Annotated in this window: 22 protein-coding genes; 9 read left to right on the forward strand and 13 right to left on the reverse strand. The window is 53.6% G+C overall.

Going from position 1 to position 23,241, the window contains the following annotated elements:
* From ACIOVB_RS09175 to ACIOVB_RS09190, 4 genes are all read right to left on the reverse strand, one after another.
* The coding region (locus tag ACIOVB_RS09175) for a hypothetical protein (RefSeq protein WP_401266912.1) at positions 1-354 on the reverse strand (354 nt) is incomplete at its 3' end.
* 10 nt (positions 355-364) lie between these two features.
* Positions 365-652, reverse strand: a complete 288-nt coding sequence (locus tag ACIOVB_RS09180) for a hypothetical protein (RefSeq protein WP_401266914.1) — start codon at positions 650-652, stop codon at positions 365-367.
* 77 nt (positions 653-729) lie between these two features.
* Entirely contained in the window at positions 730-1,113 is a 384-nt protein-coding gene (locus ACIOVB_RS09185; protein WP_401266916.1) for a hypothetical protein, read from the reverse strand.
* Entirely contained in the window at positions 1,110-2,258 is a 1,149-nt protein-coding gene (locus ACIOVB_RS09190) for a hypothetical protein (RefSeq protein WP_401266918.1), read from the reverse strand. Before ACIOVB_RS09190 ends, ACIOVB_RS09185 begins: the two co-directional genes overlap by 4 nt.
* 414 nt (positions 2,259-2,672) lie before the next feature.
* Here ACIOVB_RS09190 and ACIOVB_RS09195 point away from each other — a divergent pair, with 414 nt between their 5' ends.
* Positions 2,673-4,742, forward strand: a complete 2,070-nt coding sequence (locus ACIOVB_RS09195) for an ATP-dependent nuclease (protein WP_401266921.1) — start codon at positions 2,673-2,675, stop codon at positions 4,740-4,742.
* The gene (locus tag ACIOVB_RS09200) at positions 4,735-6,459 is read left to right on the forward strand and encodes a UvrD-helicase domain-containing protein (RefSeq protein WP_401266923.1); all 1,725 of its coding nucleotides are present in this window, start codon (positions 4,735-4,737) and stop codon (positions 6,457-6,459) included. Before ACIOVB_RS09195 ends, ACIOVB_RS09200 begins: the two co-directional genes overlap by 8 nt.
* Positions 6,460-7,071: 612 nt before the next feature.
* Here ACIOVB_RS09200 and ACIOVB_RS09205 read toward each other — a convergent pair.
* From ACIOVB_RS09205 to ACIOVB_RS09220, 4 genes are all read right to left on the reverse strand, one after another.
* Entirely contained in the window at positions 7,072-8,049 is a 978-nt protein-coding gene (locus ACIOVB_RS09205) for a GIY-YIG nuclease family protein (RefSeq protein WP_401266924.1), read from the reverse strand.
* A 110-nt stretch (positions 8,050-8,159) separates the two neighbouring features.
* Entirely contained in the window at positions 8,160-10,022 is a 1,863-nt protein-coding gene (locus ACIOVB_RS09210) for a hypothetical protein (RefSeq protein WP_401266925.1), read from the reverse strand.
* Positions 10,023-10,331: 309 nt separating this feature from the next.
* A complete protein-coding gene (locus tag ACIOVB_RS09215; protein ID WP_401266928.1) occupies positions 10,332-12,098 on the reverse strand; it encodes a retron Ec67 family RNA-directed DNA polymerase/endonuclease in 1,767 nt (588 codons plus the stop codon).
* Between the two features lie 392 nt (positions 12,099-12,490).
* Positions 12,491-12,922, reverse strand: a complete 432-nt coding sequence (locus tag ACIOVB_RS09220) for a type II secretion system protein N (protein WP_401266930.1) — start codon at positions 12,920-12,922, stop codon at positions 12,491-12,493.
* Between the two features lie 120 nt (positions 12,923-13,042).
* On the opposite strand from ACIOVB_RS09220, the gene gspH reads away from it, so the two are divergent.
* The gene (gene gspH, locus ACIOVB_RS09225; RefSeq protein WP_187678592.1) at positions 13,043-13,489 is read left to right on the forward strand and encodes a type II secretion system minor pseudopilin GspH; all 447 of its coding nucleotides are present in this window, start codon (positions 13,043-13,045) and stop codon (positions 13,487-13,489) included.
* The gene (locus ACIOVB_RS09230) at positions 13,486-14,094 is read left to right on the forward strand and encodes a prepilin-type N-terminal cleavage/methylation domain-containing protein (protein ID WP_401266933.1); all 609 of its coding nucleotides are present in this window, start codon (positions 13,486-13,488) and stop codon (positions 14,092-14,094) included. The genes gspH and ACIOVB_RS09230 overlap by 4 nt, the downstream gene beginning before the upstream one ends.
* Before the next feature lie 546 nt (positions 14,095-14,640).
* Here the strand turns inward: ACIOVB_RS09230 and ACIOVB_RS09235 are convergent.
* Genes ACIOVB_RS09235 through ACIOVB_RS09245 form a run of 3 tightly spaced genes read right to left on the reverse strand, consistent with a single transcriptional unit; the run spans position 14,641 to position 16,825 of the window.
* Positions 14,641-15,579: a FecR family protein gene (locus ACIOVB_RS09235; protein WP_401266934.1), complete on the reverse strand. Its 939-nt coding sequence runs from the start codon at positions 15,577-15,579 to the stop codon at positions 14,641-14,643.
* Positions 15,580-15,611: 32 nt separating this feature from the next.
* Positions 15,612-16,163 (reverse strand): RNA polymerase sigma factor, encoded by a 552-nt coding sequence (locus tag ACIOVB_RS09240; protein WP_401266936.1) that lies wholly within the window; start codon positions 16,161-16,163, stop codon positions 15,612-15,614.
* Positions 16,160-16,825: a secretin and TonB N-terminal domain-containing protein gene (locus ACIOVB_RS09245; RefSeq protein WP_401266956.1), complete on the reverse strand. Its 666-nt coding sequence runs from the start codon at positions 16,823-16,825 to the stop codon at positions 16,160-16,162. Before ACIOVB_RS09245 ends, ACIOVB_RS09240 begins: the two co-directional genes overlap by 4 nt.
* 207 nt (positions 16,826-17,032) lie before the next feature.
* Between ACIOVB_RS09245 and ACIOVB_RS09250 the strand changes: the two genes are divergently transcribed.
* Positions 17,033-17,377 carry a hypothetical protein gene (locus ACIOVB_RS09250; RefSeq protein WP_401266938.1) on the forward strand — a complete coding sequence of 115 codons (345 nt, stop codon included), beginning with the start codon at positions 17,033-17,035 and terminating at the stop codon, positions 17,375-17,377.
* A gap of 212 nt (positions 17,378-17,589) precedes the next feature.
* On the opposite strand, the gene ACIOVB_RS09255 is transcribed toward ACIOVB_RS09250, so the two are convergent.
* Complete coding sequence (locus ACIOVB_RS09255; RefSeq protein ID WP_401266941.1) at positions 17,590-18,030, reverse strand: carboxymuconolactone decarboxylase family protein; 441 nt, start codon at positions 18,028-18,030, stop codon at positions 17,590-17,592.
* Between the two features lie 314 nt (positions 18,031-18,344).
* Here ACIOVB_RS09255 and ACIOVB_RS09260 point away from each other — a divergent pair, with 314 nt between their 5' ends.
* The 4 genes from ACIOVB_RS09260 (at position 18,345) to ACIOVB_RS09275 (ending at position 21,747) form a co-directional block, all read left to right on the forward strand.
* Complete coding sequence (locus tag ACIOVB_RS09260) at positions 18,345-19,778, forward strand: PLP-dependent aminotransferase family protein (protein WP_401266944.1); 1,434 nt, start codon at positions 18,345-18,347, stop codon at positions 19,776-19,778.
* A 123-nt stretch (positions 19,779-19,901) separates the two neighbouring features.
* Positions 19,902-20,195 carry a putative quinol monooxygenase gene (locus ACIOVB_RS09265; protein ID WP_401266946.1) on the forward strand — a complete coding sequence of 98 codons (294 nt, stop codon included), beginning with the start codon at positions 19,902-19,904 and terminating at the stop codon, positions 20,193-20,195.
* A gap of 199 nt (positions 20,196-20,394) precedes the next feature.
* Positions 20,395-20,796 (forward strand): cupin domain-containing protein, encoded by a 402-nt coding sequence (locus ACIOVB_RS09270; RefSeq protein ID WP_401266948.1) that lies wholly within the window; start codon positions 20,395-20,397, stop codon positions 20,794-20,796.
* A 237-nt stretch (positions 20,797-21,033) separates the two neighbouring features.
* A complete protein-coding gene (locus ACIOVB_RS09275; RefSeq protein WP_401266950.1) occupies positions 21,034-21,747 on the forward strand; it encodes an ATPase in 714 nt (237 codons plus the stop codon).
* Between the two features lie 174 nt (positions 21,748-21,921).
* Here ACIOVB_RS09275 and ACIOVB_RS09280 read toward each other — a convergent pair.
* On the reverse strand, positions 21,922-23,241 hold a 1,320-nt coding region (locus tag ACIOVB_RS09280), incomplete at its 5' end, for an NAD-glutamate dehydrogenase domain-containing protein (protein WP_401266953.1).

Genomic DNA, 23,241 nt, shown 5'->3' on the forward strand with positions numbered 1-23,241 from the left:
AAGGTGTCCCACGCACAGCCACCGCGACATGATTTCAGACAATGCCTGAACACGTGCAGAACGCTGGCGCGCCTTGATATTGGGCGGACGGTCAAATCCGATCGCTGATTCGTCAGCGACCGCACCACAATAGAACCCGCCCCCAAGGCGCACAAGCCGGCGGATTCTGACGTAGCTGTAGGCAATGGAGCAAGGATGTGTAGCCTGAGAGAGTGTCTGGAGATGTCTTTTTAAACGTTGATGTTTATCGGGACCCTGATTCTGTCTCGGATCCCACGACAGATTTTTCCCCTTGCCCCAACAGACGAAAAAAAATGGCCGAGATTGCCAGTCGTAACTGACAGCCTCGGCCATATAAAAAGCGCTATTTCTTCGAGCACATATTGACGTCATCCTGGGTTTTCAATTCTGTATCGATGCCCAACCGGTACCTGCAGTAATCAATAATCCACCCCCGCTCCTCCGCCGTCAGGCGCTCTACCTTCCTGATCTCTCCATCATTGGCGTGGATGTTGTAGAACTTCATCTGCAACGTGGGGTGCTTCTTGATGACGACAATCGTCTCGATGTCACCATCCTCAAGGGCTTCGTAGTAGCCGACGTAGAGCATGGTCAATACGGTGAGGATTGCTGCGATTAAAAGCTTCTTCATTCCTTTGCCGTCGGTAGTGGAACCAGATGGGTTTTGGCTCTGATGTTTCCGACCAGCTCAGGCCTTAGGTTGGACGGTTACTTGAGTATTCCTGATTTCCCCAAAGCAACCAGTACAACCATCGCAGAAAGCAGCGCTATTGCGCTCCATTGCATCAACACGAGTCTCTGCTTGAGTGAGGAAGGAAAATTCTCTACGTCATCGGCGCTGAGCGTGCCGCGCCTCATGTAGAAATTCGTGAACGTAACGAGACCAGAGGCACCACCTACTAGAAGCAATCTTCCCCACGCACCTCCGTGCTTCAGCGCAGCTAACCTAGTGCCGGCAGAGCTGTTTTTGAGGTGTTCAAGGATCACGTCCATCTTGATATGTGCAATGTAGAGAGCAATCCCGATCCAGATGATCATCGAGATAATCACCACGCCACATAACCCTCCGACTATCAGTTCAGCGGTATTCATTTAGTCACCTCGTAAATCACTTCGCCGAACATTTCACCGCCGGCCCCTCCTACCGCCCCGCCAGCATATGAGCCTGCCGCTACAACTACCACGCCGCAAGCGAGAGTACCCAATCCACCCGTAGGCACGCCAAGCCCCACACAAATTGCACCGACCACAGGTGCAGTCAGTGCTGCACCTGTCATTGCCCCACCGGCCACACCACCAATGAAACTACCTCCCTCGGTGTATTTAATCTTTTCACATGCGTCTTCATTACCAGCCGCACAGACCTCTTGAACCTTCATGTAAGACGCCCCGCCCCCTACGGCTGTACCAATCCAGCCACCGTACTTCACAACCTTGGCTGCTCTGGCGACACCTTCCGCGTGAGTGGCGTAACCGGGAATCTGTCCCGGAGCACCGGCCAGGCTCCAGTGATGTACCAAACTTTTGCTCGATATGCCGAGAGCTGATTTCAAACTTGGGTGATCAGGGAACCCGATGCCTTTTCTGGTTAGCCCGGTGAGCTGTCTATCGAGTTTGGCAAACAGTCGTGCTCGCTCATCAAAGAATTCTGAGCTACGCAGGTGACCGTCACGCTGAAAGCTTTTCTGGTGCAGAGTTTCGATTTCCTTCAGCGAGGTTTTCACGTCTTCCAGGTTCTTGGCGAAGATCGATTCACCCACACCGATTGATGTTGAGCCTTGCGAAAGGACGGATTCTATCTGGCTCTGATAGCGAACCATGAAGCTGGCCTCTTCGTCGCTCATGGGCTTGAGTGCTGCGTCGACTTTCTGAGCCGCCTCCATGAGCATCGCTTCTTCAAGTGTGCACTGGGGATTGTTCGGATCGCTCAACACAATAAGCTGACCGGGCTTGGCGTAGCCAGTGATGTGAGGGTTGAGCCGCGTGAATTTCTCAAGCGTTGCTCCATCCGGCTTATCGAACAATGCCGCTTCCAGCGCAGAGCGCGGCATAACTTGCTGAACGATGTAAAAACCGGGTTCCGCTGGCTCCTTTGCAGCAGCCGGTTTCTCGGCTGGAACCTCTGGGTATTCTGCCCAATGCTTGGCGTGCAGGTCGGTCGGTTCTACACCACGGTAGACCTTATTTCTTGGCGGGTTAGGTTGCGCGGGCCTTGGTACGTTTCCATGTTCACTCATGCATCATCCTTGTTCATTTCGGGAATCCCGACTTGGGTTCTGACAGTCTGACGCTATCGAAAAGCCCAAGTGCTGGCTGTAGGACAAAGCTTAAAAGGCTATGCCCAAACGGCTGATTCCTGTCATTCGCGGGGTGCGCAGGATAACTGGTGAGGGAAAATGGTTGGATGGCGGCAGATAGCGATTACCACATCATGCGGCTACACCATGCAAGCGTCCGGTCACCTCGAATGCAAAAGGTTGATCAAGTGACCGCAATACTCAACCCGCGTATCGCGCCGTGCATTTTTCTCGCTAGGAAATACTCAGTAACTTTTCGCTCGAATAGTTCAAAACTGAAAATCCCACATTTTTTGTGCAAGTATGGCACCGTCAGCAATTCGAACGGACCCACCTTAGCTCACGGAGAACCTGATGCGAATCCATCAAGTGGAGATCAAGAATTTTCGCCTTCTTGCCGACGTCAATCTGGCACTAGAAGCGCAGACAACCGTTATAGTGGGTCGCAACAACAGCGGCAAAACATCGTTATCCGAAGTCATGCGCCGACTGCTAGCAGACGCGAACGCACGTTTTCGCCTAGAGGACTTCTCTAGTGCGAGCTATGACGGATTCTGCAGAGCATACCAAGCACATGCTGAAGGCGGAGACGATGCTACCGTACGCGCCCTGCTTCCCTTCATTGAGCTACGCATCAAGATCAAATACGAACCAGATAGACCGCAGCTAGGACCGCTTGCGCCGTTTGTAATTGATCTAAATCCCGATTGCCACGAAGCGTTACTCGTTCTGCGTTATGAATTGGATGACGGAGTGCTGGACGCCTTCTTCGCTGACCTCTCCATTGATCCTGAAGACAGCGAATCAACAGTTACGTTCTTTCGTACTTTGCGTGAACGCGTCCCCAAAATGTTCAGCACGAAGTTGTTCGCTGAAGACCCCAATGATCCAGAAAATTGCAGGGATCTACCGCCAGCAGCATTATCTGGCTTGGTGAAGACGGGGTTCATCAACGCACAGAGGGGATTGGACGATGTGACCTCAAGGGAATCTGATGTCCTTGCCAAGACACTGGAGAGTCTGTTCGCTACCGCGTCTTCAGCTTCAGCAGAACCCGCTGACAAAATGATTGCGGATGCCCTGAAGGACACCGTTAGCGACATCCAAAAACAAGTCGATGGCAGTTTCAGCGAACAGCTAAAAGCACTGGTACCGGCTTTGCAGATCTTTGGCTACCCCGGATTGGGTCAGCAAGAACTTCATACAGAGACCATCCTGGATATCCAAAAGCTGCTGTCAAATTTCACCAAAGTGCGCTATCCGGGATACAGCGGCATCACACTCCCCGAGTCATACAACGGGCTCGGCGCACGAAATCTGATCTTCATCCTCTTGCAGCTAGCAAGCTTCTACAAAGCTTTCAGGGCAGAGGCAAAACAGCCAGGGATACATCTCATCTTCATTGAAGAGCCGGAGGCACACCTGCATCCTCAAATGCAGGAGGTCTTCATTCGGCAACTGGATAAGATCGCCCTGGAGCTTGTTGCCGGATCAACCGACAAGATGCCTTGGCCAGTCCAGTTCGTTGTGTCTACACACTCATCCCACATTGCGAATGCGGCTGGATTCGAGAGCATTCGCTATTTTCTTGGCCAGGTAGCACCCGGCGCACCAACAGGTGTCCGGCAAACTAAGATCAAAGACCTGCGCAAGGGCCTCAAATCAACGCCGCCAGAAGACAAGCAGTTCCTACACCAATACATGACCTTGACGCGGTGCGATTTGTTCTTTGCGGACAAAGCTGTACTTGTCGAAGGCCTTAGCGAGCGTCTTTTGCTGCCGGAGATCATCAAAAAACTGGAAGTAGCTGAAGGCGCTACGCCCAAACTCTCCAGCCAGTACATGACTGTCATGGAAGTTGGCGGTGCCTATGCTCATCTGTTCTTCGAGCTATTAGACTTCCTTGAGTTGCGCACATTGATCATTACCGATCTTGACACTGTGGAGAAGCCCGGCGGCGAGGCCTGCGCGGTTCACCAAGGCAAGCATTCGAGCAACGAGTGCCTTAAAGCCTGGTTCAAGGGAGATGAGCCAGTCACTCTGGCGGCCTTGAAGGCCATGACCGAATCACAGCGCATCCTGAAAGGAAATCGCATTGCCTACCAGTGCCCAGAAAAAGATAAGGGACCTTGTGGCAGAACATTCGAAGATGCCTTCATCCTTGCAAATCCGGCATTATTTGGTCTGACAGCTACAACAAGTGACAATCAGGAACTTGAAGCTCGTGCAATTGCCGGCAAGCAGAAAAAATCGGAATTTGCCCTCAAGTACGCTATCTCCGAGACTACTTGGGCACCCCCTAAATACATGCTTGACGGCATACGATGGCTCGCCCAAAGCGACGATACGCTAACTCCGCCAGCGAAGCACTTACCGCCTATCGAGACCGCGCTGGCTGCGTCAGGAGTGCCAAAAAATGCCTAAGCAATCGCCGGCCGAACGCGCCAGTCAACTCGCGTTGGAGAAGATGTACGACTGTATCGAAGCCGGGAAGAGCTTCCTTTTGGAGGCTGGTGCAGGTGCGGGGAAGACCTACTCGCTTATTGAAGCGCTCAAGTACCTCCTCAAGCGGGATCAAGCCACGCTCATGAGAGAGCACCAGCAGATCGCCTGCATCACCTTCACCAACGTAGCCAAGGATCAGATTGCTGCGCGGACAGACCGAAGCCCCGCAATCTACTGCGAGACCAACCACGCCTTTTGCTGGTCATTGATAAGCGGGTTCCAAAAAAATCTACGAGAGTTAGTCGCACAGCTACCTAAGTGGCAGGAGCTCTTAGCCGAAAGCGGATGTGGAATTGGAAACCGCAGTATCGAATACAACCTTGGACATCGGTCTCTTCGAGACAGCCGAGCTCTCCTGCATCACGATGACGTGCTCCCTCTTACGATCGCGATGATGAGCCATGCTAAGTTCCGCAGCATAGTTAGGGATCGATTCCCCATCATTCTAGTTGACGAGTATCAGGATACCGACAAAGACTGGATTGAAGCCATTAAGACTCTTTTTCTGGGCCAACCAGACTCCCCTTTGTTCGGGTTCTTTGGTGACCACTGGCAAAAGATCTACGACGGCGGCTGCGGTAGGTTAACTCACCCCTCGGTGACGGAGATAGGCAAAGGAGCAAATTTCCGCTCCGTTAAACCAGTGGTGGACTGCCTCAATCGCATGCGCCCAGGCCTGAATCAGTGTGTGACAGATCCCGATGCACCAGGACAAGTTCGCGTATTCCTGACCAATAAATGGACCGGGCCGAGACAGACAGGTGCACACTGGGCAGGGGATCTCCCCACCGAAGTTGGCAAGATGGCCTTGAACAACGTCAAGCAGCAGCTAGAGGTCGATGGCTGGAACCTGCAGAACACAAAAATATTAATGCTGACGCATCGCTTGCTCGCCGCAGAGCAGGGCTACACAAATCTTGCTGCCAATTTCATGTTCAATGAAGCCTTTACCAAGAAGGAACACCCCCACATCGCCTACTTTGTGGACGCGCTGGAGCCTGCCTGCAAAGCGTTCGCCAACCAACGGTATGGATTGATGTTTGAAGCATTAGGCGGCAGAACACCGCTTTTATCGAGGCATCAGGATAAAGCGGCTTGGGATACCGCCATGAACCAACTAGCGAAACTCCAAAATGAGAATACCGTGGGAGAGGTCATCAAACACCTGCAGAGCACACGACGCCCTCGACTTCCCGACACGATTGAAAAGCTCGAGAACGAGCTTGAAACCTTTGATAGCGCAGGAAACGAACTCTCAAGAAGACTGGCAGAACTGCAGGGACTTCATGGGATTCCGTATTCCGAGGTGCAGGCACTCAGCCGATACCTCGACGGTCATTCTCCCTTCGAAACAAAGCACGGCGTCAAGGGAGCCCAATTCGAGAATGTGCTTGTCGTGGTGGGTAGGGGCTGGAGCAAATATAACTTCGGGGAAATGCTTGAGAATGCGAGCCTTCAATCTGTTCCCGCGAACAGGCGTGAGAAATTCGAACGCAACCGCAATCTGTTCTATGTCGCCTGCTCTAGGCCCAAGACACGATTAGCTCTGTTGTTCACTCAAGAGATGTCTGCTCCCGCAAGCTCAACTCTACAGAGTTGGTTCGGCCCTGATTCAATCTCGGAAGTACAGTTCTAGGCCTGCAGGTTCAGCGGCCAGTGTTTGCACGGCAGCACTGGCCTCAAATACGCCACAGAAGAGGCCTACACCACCGAAACCTCTTGCCTTGCGCGCCTAACGCCTTCAGCGATATCCCGAATCAAACCTCCAACGAGCCCGGGATCTGCACGATAGGGACTGGTCCAGTCCTCATGCTCAAAGTTGAACTGTCGAGTTTCTTCATCAGTAACGAAAGCACGCGGTATTACTTTTTCACTATATGCTCATAGACTAGTTCATAGAGCTTCTGCGCTAGGGATTCGTCGTATTCGATTCTAAATCCGGTGACGGCCATCCCCTGGCTGCTCCAGACACCACCGTCAGATGTATCGGTGTAGATCCACCAGATCGAATGGCCCTTCACCACAGCAAACCAATTCGAGTAGCCAGAAGGAAAACTATCTTGCAGTAAGGGCGTTGACTGCCTCTCCTTTACCTCTGTCCAAGTGCGCCACCTACTGACTTTCTCACCATTCTGAACTATGTGCTTTTGAATACTGCTGCGTGTGTGCATCAGTCCCTTCCCTGCGTGGTTCACACATTCAGATTAAGGTTCTAGATACTAGATCAAGAGACCTACAATTGACTCCCCTACCAGCAACTGGCCTTCAATAAAGCGCCCATTACATTTTCGATAGCACGCTTGCTTTGGTGATCGTCTGATGATGGGGACAAGAAAAGGCCGCGGGGGAAAATTGCGCTGATCCATTCTTCAGGAATGCGCTGTAGCTGATTGAACCATTCGAACTCTTCTCGGAAAACCTGATAGATAATTTCATCCGTTTCAGAGATTAAATCTTCACGCATGCAGATCCGAGGCAATCCGACTTTAGAGATTGTTCCCTCCGGCCAGGTCATTTGGCTGAAGCTACTCATTATCGAACCACCACCAAGTGGGTACTCGTAGTGCGTTGATAGTGGCTTCAGCCCCCACAACGAAGCGCCTGATGGCAGTGGGATTTTATTAGCAAGCACCAAGTACGATCCCAAGCTTGTATCGCAGATTCCAACGATATTACCGTTCTGTTTTTGGCGCTCCAGCTCCTGGGCCACCTTCGGATGAACTACCTTTAGACTCGCCCGGAGGCCATCCAGTTGCGTGCGTCGGAACGCAATGAGTTCCGCCTCGCGCTCGATACGACGCGCTTCCTTTTCTTTTTTAAGCTGCTCGCGAGCAATATCAGCTTGTGAAGGCTGAAGCTGCCTTTCGAGCAGCGCGACAAGCTCCCCTCCACTGACTATTACGTGAGGATGGAGGTCCTGGTTGTCCTTCAAATATTGCAGCAAGCGCGGCAAGCAACTGGTGTTGAACCATTCGCTTGCGCCGTCTGCGCTTCCTCCACTAGCGACCACTTCGAGAGGATCAATGCTAGAAAGGCGGAAGGTGCGATGTAAAATTTTTTCTAAGGTATACGCATCGGTTTCAGACGTTAGGCGAACGCCAAGTGACTGATGAAAATCAATCGACTCCCACCGAAAACTCCGGGCTCTAGCGAGTATTTTGTTCGCTTTGCCGATCTTGAATCTAGGGTGTTTTAGGTCATGCAGAATGTAAACGTGTGACGTCAAGTGCTGATCCTCAATGCTAGATTGCCACTGTCCACTTTTGTCCGATTGCTACCTTTCGGGACCCGCTGAAAAAAAAGCCCCGAGGCGGCCACCGCTAAAAACGCCTGCTGCTAGGCGTATATGGCAAAACTCCCAATATTTCTAAATTCCGAAATTTTTATTTCGGTATTTTGAATCGTCTCACTTACAGGATTGAATGGTTCACCAAAAGACATTAAGCGCTCCTGTATTGATCCATTCGTTTCTTTAAGAACGTTATACGTTTCTCTAACTGCTTCAGCCGCACTGAGAATTTGTAAAAACTTAAGCAGAAGAACACCCGAAATAAAAGCATAAAGCGGCCGAATTGGCCACAGATGAGAAATAACAACTTGATTCCCATGAGCCAGGGCAGCTGATATTCCACTATTATAAGGATTAAAACTTAACTCTGAAGTGGCACCATCACAAATATTAAGATAGACAGTTCTTCTATAGCCGGCCTTATTGGTTGCTGACTTTAGTACAGCTAGCGGTATTTTTCGATTTTCTGAAAAATGGATATGCGCCAACTCAGGATTCCAGTGATCATAACTTCCATGGGCCGAGATATAAAAATGAGTATTTTTTGGATCCTTAAACAGCTCTAGAAATTTTTTCGTTTTTGGATCAACGACGATATTCGCATCTATACCAAACTGTTTTTCAATGAAGGACTTTTCACTTTCAAATGTGAATGTTGACGATGAAAGCATGAATACAAACTTTCTATTCTCAGGCTCATCTAGAAGATTTTCCATACTAACGGAGATTATTGGTGGTGTAATATCTAACGAGCATAGGGCGCTTTGAACTGGATGATTGTGCGAAGGCATGATCGTCATTAAGTTAAACTCTTGATAAATACCATCATCCAGCGCGTAGTGATCAATCACAGAGGTGCGTAATTCATCCAAGCTATCCCCGATTATTGGACACCCAAATCGGTCTAGCTCAACATCTGCAGTAAGGTTATCTTCCCCTAGTAATGATATAGACACTGCACTTAGTCGATTTATAGCGTTGATCAGTTCTTTGTAGCTTTTCGCATTGTCAGCTTTAGGCAATGTGATTCTGTCAGAGTTTGATAGCGCAACAACACCACTAGGGGCATTAGGAAAGAGAAATGCATGACTGCACCAAAAATTATCGAAGTCGACGTTTGACTTGAGAAGTCTTGCAAGAACCAGCAGATCGGTGTACTTATTCCCATTAATCAATTTCAAAATAACCGGCTGAAGAAGACCCATCTTGGTTTTGCGATAATTCGATAGCTCAGGCCAATTCAATATGGATATTATATTGTTTAAAACCTCACGCGACGAATCAACCTCAACATAGTAATTGATATGAGCCTGAAACTTAACAAAGGAAGGAAGTATATCGCTGTTATAGTAAGCATATTCCACATTATATATAAGATCTGAGCACCCCCTATTTATGGCGCCAGACAAGAATAGAGATCGCATTACACGGTCATACTTCTTGTTCAAGTACAGGTTTTTTATATGATCTAATGACATCTGCTTTAATTCAGGCTCGTAGAAATTTGCCCAACTTGCCATTTGTATTTTTGCGCTTAGGCTTCGCTCACCTAAAGGGTCCATGAAATATAAAATATGCCAGCATGGCATCCATATCTGTCCCGCAAGCTGAGGACATGCTGCCATTTCACGAAAATAGAAAAAAATCACCTCAATCCAATCGAGAAGTATATCTGACTCCCGACTTACATTACGGTGCAACCTCAGATCGAGCAGTATGCGAATGTGAATTGGATTGAGCTTAGCAGATTTAACAGTAACTTCGCCTCCTGAAAAAAATGAAAAAATTGGGTCACTGAGTGTTGATATCTTTGACTGCTTCCAAAGCTTTATTGTTTTCTGTATCTGCCTGAAGTAAAAATTCGGCGGTGATAGTGAAGCTTCCAAATTTTTTTCACTCTGTCGCTGCATTTTTGCCACCCCTCCCAGCCTAATTTTAACATGCCGTTACTCGGCTTAATACATGGCTAAACAAATCACTTCTCGCCCCTTAAAACACCCGGATGCCTCGATATTATTCATGCTAGATGATCAGCCAAATAAAAAACAAGCAAAACAACTTACCTGCATATTCTATCATCATTCTATTTATAAAGTTTTTCCTACGTTATCCATTCAACGAGGACTAGATAATTCCAGAAAAAATCAGCTCAAATTAATTCTTGACAGTGCAACAAACAGAAACATGCCCCCTTCTATCTCGAGTTATTCAATATTTATTTAAGCTACGGGCGTAGGCGAGTTAGCAACCGCACTCATATGCAAGCCTATATTCTGAGCGATTATTGTGGAAATGACGTCAAGCAATGTTTTGAACCCTGAAAAGTCTATATTAGCTTGCTGCTTCTTCACTACATATTCAGCAAAATAATGCTTGCCGTACTCGTCCGACTTTAAATCTTCATTCTCAGAATTAAACCGTTTACCATCCAAAATCTGGTTTAATGTTGCATCTGGAAAAAAATCTTCGATTTTGCTTTCTATAGCACCGTTAAGCTTTGGTGTAGGTACTACGTATAATCCTTGGGCAATGTGGTAATAAGGTAAACCTCCATCAATTTTTGAAGTTGTTTTAGTCGTAGACTTGATGGTGGAAAATATTTCCTTGGCGCCCTTATCATTATCTATCAAAACAATAACTGGAAATGGTGACCTCTGACTACGATATTTAGCGGCCCCTCTGGAAAACTCCGATATAAACCCCCTTAACTGCGAGGACCCACCGCTAAGCCCTAGCAGATGTGAATTTAGTTTGGAGTATTTAAACAGCGACACTGAAAGCTCGACTTCATCTTGAGCATCAAACTTCGCCAGCAAAGGATAACTTTTCGCCAAACTACGTATTGCACAGCGTAAATATACATTATCGGTTTTACCCTCGCAAATTATCATTGGCTTGGGGTTGGCGTAAAAACTTTTATAAAAAATAAAATCTCGGTGAGTTTTTTCGATTGATGAAAGCTCACCAGAAGCATTATTCACCTTGGCGGCAATGGCCAGCGCGTTATTATGTTGAGTAACCATCGCAATATGGCTAAATATTCCGGCCAACTCATCAATACTGCCGAGTCTTTTTTCCGCAGCCACCTTACCAGAATCCGCTATTGAAAGTTTCTCAACATGAAAGTTACCCGTTTCAAAAAGCTTGTGCGCCATTGCTCTAGCTCGACGACGGTACTCCGCTGGGACATTAACTTTTTGGTTCACGGTTAAACCGGTCACATCTTGACGCGAGTTTCGGTACTGCAATCTTGTTTTTTTATTATTAACTGCAAATCCACATTTCCGTATAATTTTCTCTAGTCTCGCCCCTACCACCCAATCATGAGGTAAGGGTCCAGGTAAGATTATATCAGCAGGAAATTGCTGTTTATTCGTAGAAAAAGTCAGATCGTCAGCGTATCGAGAGTATGTGCATTTTGTTTCCGATGCGAGTTTAGCAAGTTTTATATCTAGCAAGTGTCCAATGAGATTAGACACCACTGGCGAGCATGGACTTCCTTGTGGAATACTATTATCGAAGCAAATAATTTGTGCCAGCACCGTTGCCACGGAAGGTTGTAATGAAAAATTGTTATTTGTAATAAAAAAACCGCGCACTCGCCCGAAATTTATAGATCCAAAAAAATCCTCTAAATCTAAATTCAGCACAAGTCGACGATGTTTATGCACACTGGCATTCGTGACTATTGAATACCCACGCTTGAAGCCGTGCGAAAGACTGCGACTAATACTCTTAGATTCATTGATTTCATCAAGACAATCTTGAAGGTATTTTGAAACAACACTTTGAAGGTTTTTCAACTCAGGGCAAGGGGCATGAATAATTCTGGTGGCCCCGGATTTTTTGGGAATAGTAAAAGTAGTGTAAAGCTGCTCTTTACTATGCTTATAGATAATATATGAAACAGCCTTTGGCTGAAAACCGAGAACAATGGAAAGATCTCGGAGCGATGAAGCACTTTGTAAAAGTTTCAATTTAATCATATAAAATAGGCTTATAGATACTCTTATGCGAAACTTCAAGAAACCCTGAATAGCACAATGGCTTGCCAAATTGTAGGAGCAATGTACTCCGACATTCGGTATCACAGGTCGCGAAACACGACCAAAAATCTATCTATAAGCCTAGCCAAATAGTAGCACACCGCCACCTAGAAATTACAAGCACGAAAACAGCTTGACTGCGTTTCTGATCAGATAATGCAGTAACCGCCTCCGCGCTCCAAAGCCCGTTAACTCAGGTTGTTCCCTTTTAACGAACGCTCTCAGCCCCCCCAAAAGGGAAACAATCACCAACCGTGGCTACGGAAGCCGGTAAATTGGTCATTTAGAGATGTTTACATACGAAACGTCAAAATAACTGCCCTTCCCTCATTTCACGGCCTCACCAACCTAGGCAACACCACCCCCTCCGCCAACCTCTCCACCTCCAACCGCACTCTCTCCCCACCCTGCTCAATCACCACCCCATCCCCCTCCACCGCCAACAACTTCACCCCAGGCCCAACCTTCTCCCCCTGCAAAAAACTACGTGGCGGCCCATCGTTCAGGCTCAGTATCGCCACCGCCCCCCGACTCCCCGCCATCACCCCGCTCACCTTGATATCCACCGGCGCCGTTTGATTGGAAAACCACTGCAATGCCGGACTATCACTACGCACCGCGAGCAATTGCGGGGCTGCCGGCGGGGTGTGGGATTCGGCGGTGGTCAGCAGCAGCGACGACCACGTCGCCACGCCGACCAGTGCGGCGAGCAGTGCCACGGCCTGGACCATTTGCGGTGGGGAAAAGCGTGCGGTGAACGTCATGGGCTGAATCTCCTTTTAGTCCCTGCCCACAGACTACGCGGCAATTCTCACGGTTTTATTTCACACGCCTTACATGTTGGCCGTGCAGGATGTTCCTCAACGCAAAGGAGCGCGCAATCGATGAACAGGCAACGGGGCTTTACCCTGATCGAGTTGATGGTGGTGCTGGTGATCATCGGTATCGCCAGTGCGGCGATCAGCCTGAGTATCAAGCCCGATCCGCTGCAGTTGCTGCGCAAGGACGCCGAGCGCGTGGCGCAGTTGCTGCAGGTGGCGCAGGCGGAGGCCCGCGCGGATGGCCGGCCGATTGTGTGGGTGAGTGATGCCAAGGGGTTTCGGTTTAGTCGGCGCAGTGACAGTGGCAAGGGTTTCGAGCATTTCAGCCAGGATCCGCAATTACGCCCACGGCCGTGGCAGAGCCCGAAGATGGAGGTTCGCGTGGAGCCGAAACAGAAAGTCGTGCTCAACGCCGAATGGATCAACCCGCCGCTGCAACTGACCTTGTCTGATGGTTTCAATCGCCTGAGCGTGTTGCGCGATGGCGCCGGCCGGATCAGCGTGCAATGAAGGACCAACAAGGTTTCACCCTGATCGAAGTGATGGTCGCGATTCTGCTGATGGCGGTGGTGAGTTTGATTGCCTGGCGTGGGCTCGACAGCGTGACTCGGGCTGACAGCCATTTGCAGGCCAGCAGTGAGCAGAGTGACAGTTTGTTGCGGGCGTTGAATCAGTTGCAGCGGGATGTGGACATGCGCGCGGGCATTGAATTGACCGAGCCGAAGAAAGTCGGCGTGGACGATGAACCGCCTAGCGCCCCGCCTGCGATTACTGTGCGCAGCAGTGACAGCAAGGGTTTTCGCCTGGACATCATTCGCACGGCGGCGGATCAGCCGGGGGCGTTGCAGCGGGTGCGGTGGTGGGTCAAGGGTGACACGCTGTATCGGGCGGTGGCGGCGGCGCGGAGTCGGTATCCGTTGCCGGCGCCTACTGACGGGGTTGCTGTGCTGAAGGATGTGAGCGATGCACAGGTTCGGGTTTGGGAAACGGATAAGGGCTGGCGGCAGTTGAGTGGTAATCGGCGGGAGGATCCCCAAGGGCTGGAGATTCGGTTGACTCGGCAGACGCCGCAGGGGGTGGAGAAATATCGGCAGGTGATTGGGCCGTTGCAATAATTGGCCGGCCGCTAATCAAATGTGGGAGGGAGCTTGCTCGCGAAAGTGGTGGGTCAGTCAACATTGTTGTTACTGATAGACCGCTTTCGCGAGCAGGCTCGCTCCCACAATTGGATTGGGGGCAGTCAGTTGGGGATAGGTTGGCTGGCAGGCCGTCATCGCTGGCAAGCCAGCTCCCACAAGGTATCAAGTACGCCCCCGCACGCGGCGCATGCCGCCCCACTCAAAACAATGAGCGTTAGCTCGAGTACCGCTTTTGATCTAAACGCCCGTCGGAAGGCTGAGTGGAGGGATTGATCCGGGGGTGGGAGCGAAGCGACCGTTCGACGAAGTCGAACACATCGAGAGGAGGTGCAGCGCAGCAAACCGGAGGCGATGCGCCCGGATCAATCCCGCAGCGAAGGAACCCGAGCCACAGCGAGGGCCGAACGTCAGGGCAAAGACTTTTTGGTTACTTTTGAGGCGTTTGTCAAAAGTGACCCGCCGTCAGGGCGGAACCCTAAGCAGCCATTACCGCAGCAACGGATATGTACACCATCCACCCCACTAGCTAAGGACGACGACGCCGCCTGGCAACTCGGTGCACTTAACCCCATAAGCATCCCGAATCAACAACGCGACACCCGCGAGTTGATCAAGACTGAAGCGTGCCTGAACCCGCCGCTGCCCAAGCTCGCGATTGAGCAGCAGCAACATCCCCGGTCGATAGCGGTTGATCTCGTCGATCATCTGGCTGAGGGTCGCCCCATTAAACACCAACACCTGCTGCCGCCAATTCATCACCGCCGCCGTGTCAACGCTCTGCACACTGCCAACCTGCCGCGCGTCATAAGTCACCTGCTGCCCCGGCTCCAAACGCAAACGGCGCCCTTCAACGTCCACCTCCACCGCACCATCAAGGCAAGTCACACAGACCTGCTGATCGGTATTACGCAAATTGAACCGCGCCTGACTCGCCCGCAACCACCCGCCCCCGGCCTGCATCGCCAACGGCAACCGCGCGGTCTGTACCTCAACTTCACCACTGACCAGCTCAAACCCCTGCACACCGCCATCGACCGCGCGCTGGTTGATCCGGGTCTGCGTGTTCAACTCCAGGCTCACACCCTCCACCGGCTCAAAACGCCGCTGCTGCCCGACTTCAGTGATGAAATCAGCACCCAACCCGCCAAAGCCACCGGGGATCGTCCCGCGCACCAAAAAGAACGCCGCCGACGCGGCGATGGCGCCACCCAGAAACGCCCGTCGCCCAAACCCACGCGGCGCCTGCAAACCTTCTGCCGCCGGTTGCAGCAAATGCCACAGAGCTTTGGTCTCTTCGAATGCGCTCGCGTGTTCAGGACTCTGCGCGCACCACTGGCGCAACGCTCGGGCGTCGGCCACGGTGGCGCGGCCCGAGGTCAGCAGGATCAGCCAGTCGCGGGCTTCGCTTTGCAGGCGCTCGGCGGCCGAAGGCTCGGCAGGTGTCAGTCGAAAGATGTTCAAGACGCGCAGATTCTCAACGGATTAATCGGGCACTACTCTGAAGACGGTTTTCCGGCCCCGCGACCGAACCGCTGAAACACTTTTCTTTCAAGTTTTGCGGCGCAATGGCCCAAGGCAGCTTTGATTTCCTTCTCGACCATGCGCGTGGAAATGCCAAAGCGCTGGGAGATTTCCAGGTGCGGCGCCTCTTCCAGACGCGCCGCGATAAAAATCCGCCGTCGCCGCGCCGGCAGTTCGTATAGCGCCTTGAGCAACGACTGGATTTCCTTTTGCCCGCCCACCACCCGCGCCGGGTCGAGCGCCTCGTCACCGATTTGCAGCAGTTCTTCGACCTCGGTGCCGGTGAGCAGGCGCGCATCGGCCTGACGCCGGTCGGCGGCGATGTTCAGGGCCATGCGATAGAGGTAGGCGTTGGGCCGGGCGATATTGGCCGGCATCTCCATGCGATCAACGCGCAGGTAGGTTTCGTGCAGCACGTCGTTGGCCAGATCCTCCGAGCCCAGACGCCGACGCAGGCGCACCCGAAAGTCCTCGTAGGACGTCAGGAACAGTTGGACCAGCGAACCTTGTCCGGTGTCTTTCATCCCCCGGAAACTCCTTCCCATGTGGTGCATTCCATGCGTTTTCCTGACGACTCCGGTAACAACAGCAACGTGACCGGCTGACGCAAGGCGCTGGGCGTCGGCCGGTCGATCCTGAGATTGCGAAAGCTTTCCACCAGCGCGGTATCGCGCCGTACATCACCGGTCGAAGTGACCAACCGGTTGTGTTGCACCAGGCCATCGCGCCCGACCCAGACCTGCAACACCGCGCGATAGCTGCCCGGACGGGTCAGCGGCGACCGGCACAGGTTGCGCTCGATCGCCGCTTGTACCGCCGTGGCGTAACTGCGGCTGACAGCCACGCTTTCGGGCGACTGCTTTTGCGGCGGCGCTGGCACGTCTTCGACCTGCGCCACTTGCAAAGTGAACGCATCGTCACGGGCATAGCGCGCCATCAAACCACTGCCACCGAGCAGGCGGCGCAGCGCGTCGGCGGCGGTGTATTCGCCATCCACCGCCAGGGAGCGTCTACCGCGACTCAACTGGCTGTCGACCAACACCGCCACACCGGTGGCGTGGCTGTACTGATCGAGCGCCCGGGCCAGATCCTGCGCCGGAATGTGCAGCGTCATGCGCAAGTCCGCCGGCACCGGGTCCGCTGTCGCAGTGCCCGTCAGCCAGGCAAGCAGCACCCCCAGACCCAGCCGGCGCACAAGAGTCGTTGAACGCTGAAGACCGTCCCTGGAACTGCCTCGCTGCACGGCTGACGTATCCCTGAAAATCGTCATCCTGAGGGCTGTTTATGAATCTGGTGTGACGGCCACTGCAAAAAAACCATCACGGGATTTGCGCACGGCGTGCACTAGACTTCTTGCATAGCGCGGCCCCTTCGGGCCGGCCAGGAGGCCTGCATGAAATCACTGTGGAAAATCGCCCTTGGCGGGCTGTTGCTGAGCGCCTTCGTCAGCGCCCACGCCGAGCAACCGCTGGGCTGCGTGGAAGTGACGGTCGGCGGCTACAAGGCGCCGAATTACGACTGCCTGAGCCAGCAGATGGGTAACAACCCCGAAGGCGCGGCGGCGGCGGAAAAGAATCAAGAGGCGCTGAACGTGCCGGTGAACAAGCGACCGCCGAATCAGGTTGGCCTAGCGACACCGGCCGCGACCAGCACGCGGATGGGCAATACCTTTGGCACCTCGGTGAAACCGCAGCGCCCACCAGCCAACACTGCAACCTCACCAATAATCAATAAATGAATCAAACACCTGTGGCGAGGGGATTTATCCCCAATCGGCTGCGCAGCAGTCGCGAACCCGTTACACGGGATGTGCCTGATGTACCGAGTCGCAACGTTTTGGGGCTGCTGCGCAGCCCGTCGGGGATAAATCCCCTCACCACAAGGAATACCTCAATCACTGGAAATACCTCAGTCACAGGGTTATACGTCAGTCACAGAGTTATGCGTCAGTCAGTCGCTCGGGGTTTGGCGAAAGCTCACCGCCAGCCGGTTCCAGCTGTTGATGGTGGTGACGGCCATCGTCAGGTCGACCATTTCCCCTTCGTTGAATTGCTCGCGTGCCTGCTGATAAACATCATCCGGCACATGACTTTCGGCGAGCAGCGTTACCGCCTCGGCCCACCCCAGCGCCGCACGTTCGCGGGGGTTGAAGAAGTTGCTGTCGCGCCACACCGCAATCGCATACAAGCGCCGGTCACTCTCCCCGGCCCGTCGCGCGTCTACCGAATGCATGTCGGTGCAGAACGCGCAGCCGTTGAGTTGCGAGGCGCGGATCCTGATCAGTTGCAGCAGCGGCTGCTCGATGCTCAGGTTGCTGGTCAGCGCCTCCATGGCAATCATGGCTTTCATCGCCTTGGGCGAAGCGTTGTAGTAATCCAGGCGCGGGGGCATGGCTGTTCTCGGTAGACGGAATAATGACTTCACCGTAAACGCCGACAGCGACGCATTACAGCCCCAATTGCACGGAAAACCGGCACACCACTGCATCCCGGCCAAACACAAATCCCGTGTAGGAGCTGCCGAAGGCTGCGATCTTTTGATCTTGCTTTTGTTTATAAAAAACCAAAGTCAAAAGATCGCAGCCTTCGGCAGCTCCTACAGGGATTGGGGCCAATTTGGGGATTTTCGGCTGCGCAACTACTGCCGATCAGGCAACAGCGGTAATCTGGCCGACACGTCAATTCGCCCCCCGGAGCCGCGTCGGTATGGAACTTCACGTTGTGATCAACGGCCGCAAGGATCTGGCTGGTCAGTTGTATCAACAACTGCGTGGTGCCATCGAATCCGGGCGTCTGGCCGCTGGCACACAGTTGCCGCCGAGCCGCTTGCTGGCCGAGCAACTGGGGATTTCGCGCAAAACCATTTCCGACACCTACGCCCAACTGACCTACGAAAACTTCCTGACCGGCGTGATCGGCAAAGGCACCTACGTCAACGCACGCCCGGCGCAAGTCCAGCGCAAACAAAGCCACACCGAGCTGGCCAGCGCCGAGGTGATCGAGCGCTGGAGAAACCTGCCGGTGTTCCTGCGCCACCCGACGCTGGAAGGCTCGTTGCGCTACGACTTCATTGGCGGTGCCACCAGCAAAGGCCAGTTTCCCCATGACGACTGGCGCCGCTGTGTCTCCCACGCCATGCGCCAGATGGCCGGTTCAAAAGGCTTCTACAGCGCGCCCGAAGGTTTGCCGGCGCTGCGCAATGCGATTGCCCGGCACATCGCGTTTTCCCGTGGGGTGAACTGCCAGGACGAAGACATTGTGGTGTGCAACGGCGCGCAACAGGCGCTGGATCTGATTACTCGCGTACTGATCAGCCCCGGCAGCCGGGTGGCGATGGAAGATCCGGGCTACCCGCCGGCCCGTCTGCTGTTTGGCACCCACGGCGCGGAAGTGATCGGCGTGCCCGTGGATGCCGAAGGCATTGTGGTTGAGCACATTCCCGAGGGCACGCGGCTGATTTACGTCACCCCGTCGCACCAGTTTCCCCTGAGCATGCCGATGAGTCCGGCACGTCGCGAAGCCTTGCTGGCCCGCGCCCATGAGCTGGGCGCAATCATCATCGAGGACGACTATGACAGCGAGTTTCGCTACGAAGGCCGGCCCACCGACTCACTGTTCAGTCTCGACCAGCGCGGCATCGTCGCCTACGTCGGGACCTTCTCTAAAACACTGCTGCCGGAGCTGCGGCTGGGTTATGCGATCCTGCCGCCGGCGATTCTTGAAGCGGTGATCCGCGCCAAGCAACTCACCGACCTGCACGCCTCTACCCTGCCGCAATGGGCGCTGGCGAAGTTCATCGCCGAGGGCTGCCTGCTCAAACATATCCGCCGCTGTCATGCGATTTACGCCCAGCGCCGCGAGCGAATTCTGGCGCGCATGGCCAGCGATCTGTCGCCGTGGCTTGAGGCCGTGCCACCCAGCGCCGGGTTCCACATGGCCGCGCTGTGCAAGAAGCCGATCGACTTGCCTTTGGTGATCGAACTGGCGAAAAAGGTCGAAGTCGGGCTCTACGCCATCGACGGTTTCTATTATCAGCAACCGGTGAAAAGCGGTCTGTACTTCGGCTTTGGCGCCATCGAGACGCTGGACATCGATATCGCACTGGATCGCCTGCGCGACATCCTTCAGCAAGTCGCTTGAGTGATTGGCCTAACGGATTAACCGCCGATTGGTTATTGGTGATACGGGGTGGCAGGCCTATCCTGCACAGGCGTTATCCCTCAATGAGCAGGATTCGTCCGGCCTGATTCAGGAGTGTGAGCAATGTCCAACGAAGTGATCAACACCGTACAGGTGCAGGCTGCCGCCGGCCGCTCGGATGAACTGGGCAGGCAACTGCAGAAGATCGTCGAAACCCTGCGCGAAACCCCGGGCTGCGACTCCTATATGGTCGACCGCTGCCCCGATGACAGCCACCGCTGGACGGTCAGCGCCCACTGGCAGTCGGAAGCGGCGATGCAGGCGCATTTCAACCGGCCCGAGGCGCAGGGGTTTATCGATTTGATCGATAGCCGGTTGGCCAATAGCGTGGATTTCAACAGTTTTCCTATCGTTTAGAAGCAAGATCAAAAGATCGCAGCCTTCGGCAGAAGGCTACACCGATTTCTGTAGGAGCTGCCGAAGGCTGCGATCTTTTGCTTTTGATCACCCCGCAGATCAGATTGGTCACCCGATCTTCCCGAATATTGGCCGTTTGAATGCGCCACCCCGCGCTCTACTGTGATCACCGACCTCCCCACTTCACAGGTGATCCGCCATGAAAGCCCTGCACGTCCTCACCGCCGCCCTCGCCTTGACGATTTCCGCCTCGGCCCTCGCCCATGATCCGTCCGAGAAAGTCACGGTGCTGCAAGACCAGATGCTGAAAAACGCCCCCGGCAAAAAAGCCATGATGATCGAAGTCGATTACAAGCCCGGCCAATCGTCCATCGCCCACAAACACGAAGGCACCGCCATGGCTTACGTGCTGGAAGGCGAAGTCATTTCCCAGGTCAAGGGCGAACAGCCGACCACTTACAAGAAGGGTCAATTCTGGTACGAACCGGCCGGCTCCGAACATCTGGTGTCGAAAAATGCCAGTAAGAGCAAACCGGCGAAGTTGCTGGTGTTTATGGTGTTGGCCCCGGACGAGCAGGTGTTGATCCCCCTGAAAGACTGATGGCTGTCTGGCCAGCCATAAATAAAAAGGCTCGAATCACTGATTTGAGACTTTTTATTGCTCGGCGCAATTAACCGATGCCGTTTAAAGCAAATGAAACTATCCACGCAATAATAAACCGACAAATTGTCAGCTGCCTTACAGGTTCTCCGGTTTAGTCTGAATTAACGCCGAGCGCCCTTTTAAAACTCGGCAATTGTAACTTTCCGACTGAGGTTGTTTCACGGGAGATCCACCATGAAACTTGCGTTGGCCAGTACGTTGGTAATTTCCGTTTTAGCCCTCTCCGCCTGTTCCGTACCCACCGCTCCCCGAGCGGTCTCATCCCTTGACACGCTACTGCCCCATCCGACCGGCCGCAGCAGCGCCACTCAGGTGAAAAGCGGTCCCGGCGTCGCGCTCGGTGTCGTTTACAGCCCAAGCACCCAAACCAATCGTGAGTACCTGCGCGACTATCAGGCCAATGCCGGCACCGGTTTCGGCCAGAGCCTGCTGGTGCAACCGATCCATGACGCCTATGTCGCGACGTCAAAACCGGACATGGCGGTGGAATGGGTCAACGCCTCGTTACAGCGCCAGTTCGGCTCGGTAACGGTCTACCCGGACATGCAAAGCCTGCGTGCGGCCAGACCGGATGTGGTGGCAATCATTGGCACCCACAGCCAATTGATTACCTCGCGCAGTTCCGATATCAAGGCGGACGTGAGTGCCGATTTTTATGATGCACAACTCAACTACATCGGCACGGCTAAAGGCTCGGAAGCTAAAGAACTGACGCCGATCTGGGCGGACTTCAAACGTTCGGAGGAGATTGTTGCTGACATCAATCAACAACAAGACGTTCAAGTAAGGGCATTGCAGAAGTTTGACCAGTCGCTCAACAATTTAGTGGCCAGACCGGCGGACAAAGTGTCGATGCTGGATAGTAAACAAGGTCAGAAGTTGTATTGAATGTAAGGGCCCTTTCGCGAGCAGGCTCGCTCCCACAGGGGACTTGTGTCGATCACAAAACCAATGTGGGAGCGAGCCTGCTCGCGAAGGGGCCAGACCAGACACCACAAAACCTTCAGACATAAAAAAGCCCCGGCATCTCACGATACCGGGGCTTTCTCATTCAGCCACTACTTACGCCAATTCAGGCTCGGCATTCGCAGCAACCGCAGGCACCACCGCTTGCCCGCTCAATGCCAGATCCAGCAGCTCGCGGTTGGCAACCGCATACATGGCGTAGTCAGTGCCGCTCGCAGCACGGATTTCCACCAGCATGGCGCGCCAGCGCGAGATCATGCCTTCGTGCTGTTCCATCCACAGCGCCAGGCGTGCTTCCACGTCCTGAGTGCCGTCGCCCTGTTGCAGGACGGAGATGGTGATCGCACGTTGCTGCCAGTCGACGTCATCACGGAACGCTTCACGGGCCAGGGCCTGCCAGTTGTTTTCAACCGGCAGCGCGCTGATCTGTTGCAGGTACCAGGTGACATCCAGCGCACTGCCCACGGCGAAGTAGGCCTTGGCCACTTCGGCAGGGTTCTGCCCGGTCACGTCGGAAGCTTCGATGATCGGCAGCAGGGTGTACAGGTGCGAGGTACCCGCGACCATACGCGCCAGCAGTTCCGGCACACCGGCTTCGACGTAAGCCTGATAACGCGCCTGCCAGTTTTCGCGGATTTCGCCGCTGAGCAGTTCGTCGAGCTTCAGACCCAGCTCTTTCAGGTGCGGACCGAAGTGCGCGGTATCACGGGCAGCGTTCTGCTCGTTGCGACGGGCACGCAGGAACCAGCGCGTAGCGCGGCGACCCAGACGCATCAGCTCGTCCATCAGCTCCAGTTGCACGTCAGCGCTGACTTGGTAGTCCAGCGCTTCGATCTGACGGAACCAATGCGGGAGGTGGAAGATGTCGCGCACGATCACGTAAGCACCGGCCACGTTCGCCGGGCTCATGCCGGTCGACTCTTTGAGTCGTTGAACGAAGGTGATGCCCATGTGGTTGACCAGGTCGTTGGCGATCTGGGTGCTGACGATCTCGCGCTTCAGGCGGTGACGACGCATGGCTTCGGAGAACTTGCTGACCAGGGTCGGCGGGAAGGCCGTTTCCATGTCGCGGGTCAGGTAGTCGTCGTCCGGCACCAAGGAACCCAGCAGCTGTTCCTTGAGGTCGATCTTGCTGTACGAAATCAGCACCGACAGCTCAGGACGGGTCAGGCCATGGCTTGCCGCAACGCGCTCGTTGATCTGCTCTTCGGTCGGCAGGAACTCGATGGCACGGTCCAGCTTGCCACGGCCTTCCAGATCGCCCATCAGACGTTTGTACTCGGCGATGCGCTCGTAGGCACGACGCGCCGCCAGGGACAGGGCCTGAGTCTGCTTGTAGTTGTTGCCCAGCACCAGACCACCGACTTCGTCGGTCATGCTCGCCAGCAACTGGTTGCGTTGCTTGTCGGTCATGTC

This window comes from Pseudomonas sp. NPDC087639, assembly GCF_044743385.1.
In the GTDB taxonomy this organism is placed as follows: Bacteria; Pseudomonadota; Gammaproteobacteria; order Pseudomonadales; family Pseudomonadaceae; genus Aquipseudomonas.

Excerpts from the sequence above, each read along its gene's own strand:
- ACIOVB_RS09250 (WP_401266938.1), top strand. The coding sequence starts at position 17,033 with ATGAAATCACTGTGGAAAATCGCCCTTGGCGGGCTGTTGCTGAGCGCC.
- ACIOVB_RS09185 (WP_401266916.1), bottom strand. The coding sequence starts at position 1,113 with ATGAATACCGCTGAACTGATAGTCGGAGGGTTATGTGGCGTGGTGATT.
- ACIOVB_RS09230 (WP_401266933.1), top strand. The coding sequence starts at position 13,486 with ATGAAGGACCAACAAGGTTTCACCCTGATCGAAGTGATGGTCGCGATT.
- ACIOVB_RS09275 (WP_401266950.1), top strand. The coding sequence starts at position 21,034 with ATGAAACTTGCGTTGGCCAGTACGTTGGTAATTTCCGTTTTAGCCCTC.
- ACIOVB_RS09240 (WP_401266936.1), bottom strand. The coding sequence starts at position 16,163 with ATGAAAGACACCGGACAAGGTTCGCTGGTCCAACTGTTCCTGACGTCC.
- ACIOVB_RS09220 (WP_401266930.1), bottom strand. The coding sequence starts at position 12,922 with ATGACGTTCACCGCACGCTTTTCCCCACCGCAAATGGTCCAGGCCGTG.
- ACIOVB_RS09190 (WP_401266918.1), bottom strand. The coding sequence starts at position 2,258 with ATGAGTGAACATGGAAACGTACCAAGGCCCGCGCAACCTAACCCGCCA.
- ACIOVB_RS09200 (WP_401266923.1), top strand. The coding sequence starts at position 4,735 with ATGCCTAAGCAATCGCCGGCCGAACGCGCCAGTCAACTCGCGTTGGAG.
- ACIOVB_RS09265 (WP_401266946.1), top strand. The coding sequence starts at position 19,902 with ATGTCCAACGAAGTGATCAACACCGTACAGGTGCAGGCTGCCGCCGGC.
- ACIOVB_RS09215 (WP_401266928.1), bottom strand. The coding sequence starts at position 12,098 with ATGATTAAATTGAAACTTTTACAAAGTGCTTCATCGCTCCGAGATCTT.
- ACIOVB_RS09270 (WP_401266948.1), top strand. The coding sequence starts at position 20,395 with ATGAAAGCCCTGCACGTCCTCACCGCCGCCCTCGCCTTGACGATTTCC.
- gspH (WP_187678592.1), top strand. The coding sequence starts at position 13,043 with ATGAACAGGCAACGGGGCTTTACCCTGATCGAGTTGATGGTGGTGCTG.
- ACIOVB_RS09210 (WP_401266925.1), bottom strand. The coding sequence starts at position 10,022 with ATGCAGCGACAGAGTGAAAAAAATTTGGAAGCTTCACTATCACCGCCG.
- ACIOVB_RS09260 (WP_401266944.1), top strand. The coding sequence starts at position 18,345 with ATGGAACTTCACGTTGTGATCAACGGCCGCAAGGATCTGGCTGGTCAG.
- ACIOVB_RS09255 (WP_401266941.1), bottom strand. The coding sequence starts at position 18,030 with ATGCCCCCGCGCCTGGATTACTACAACGCTTCGCCCAAGGCGATGAAA.
- ACIOVB_RS09180 (WP_401266914.1), bottom strand. The coding sequence starts at position 652 with ATGAAGAAGCTTTTAATCGCAGCAATCCTCACCGTATTGACCATGCTC.
- ACIOVB_RS09195 (WP_401266921.1), top strand. The coding sequence starts at position 2,673 with ATGCGAATCCATCAAGTGGAGATCAAGAATTTTCGCCTTCTTGCCGAC.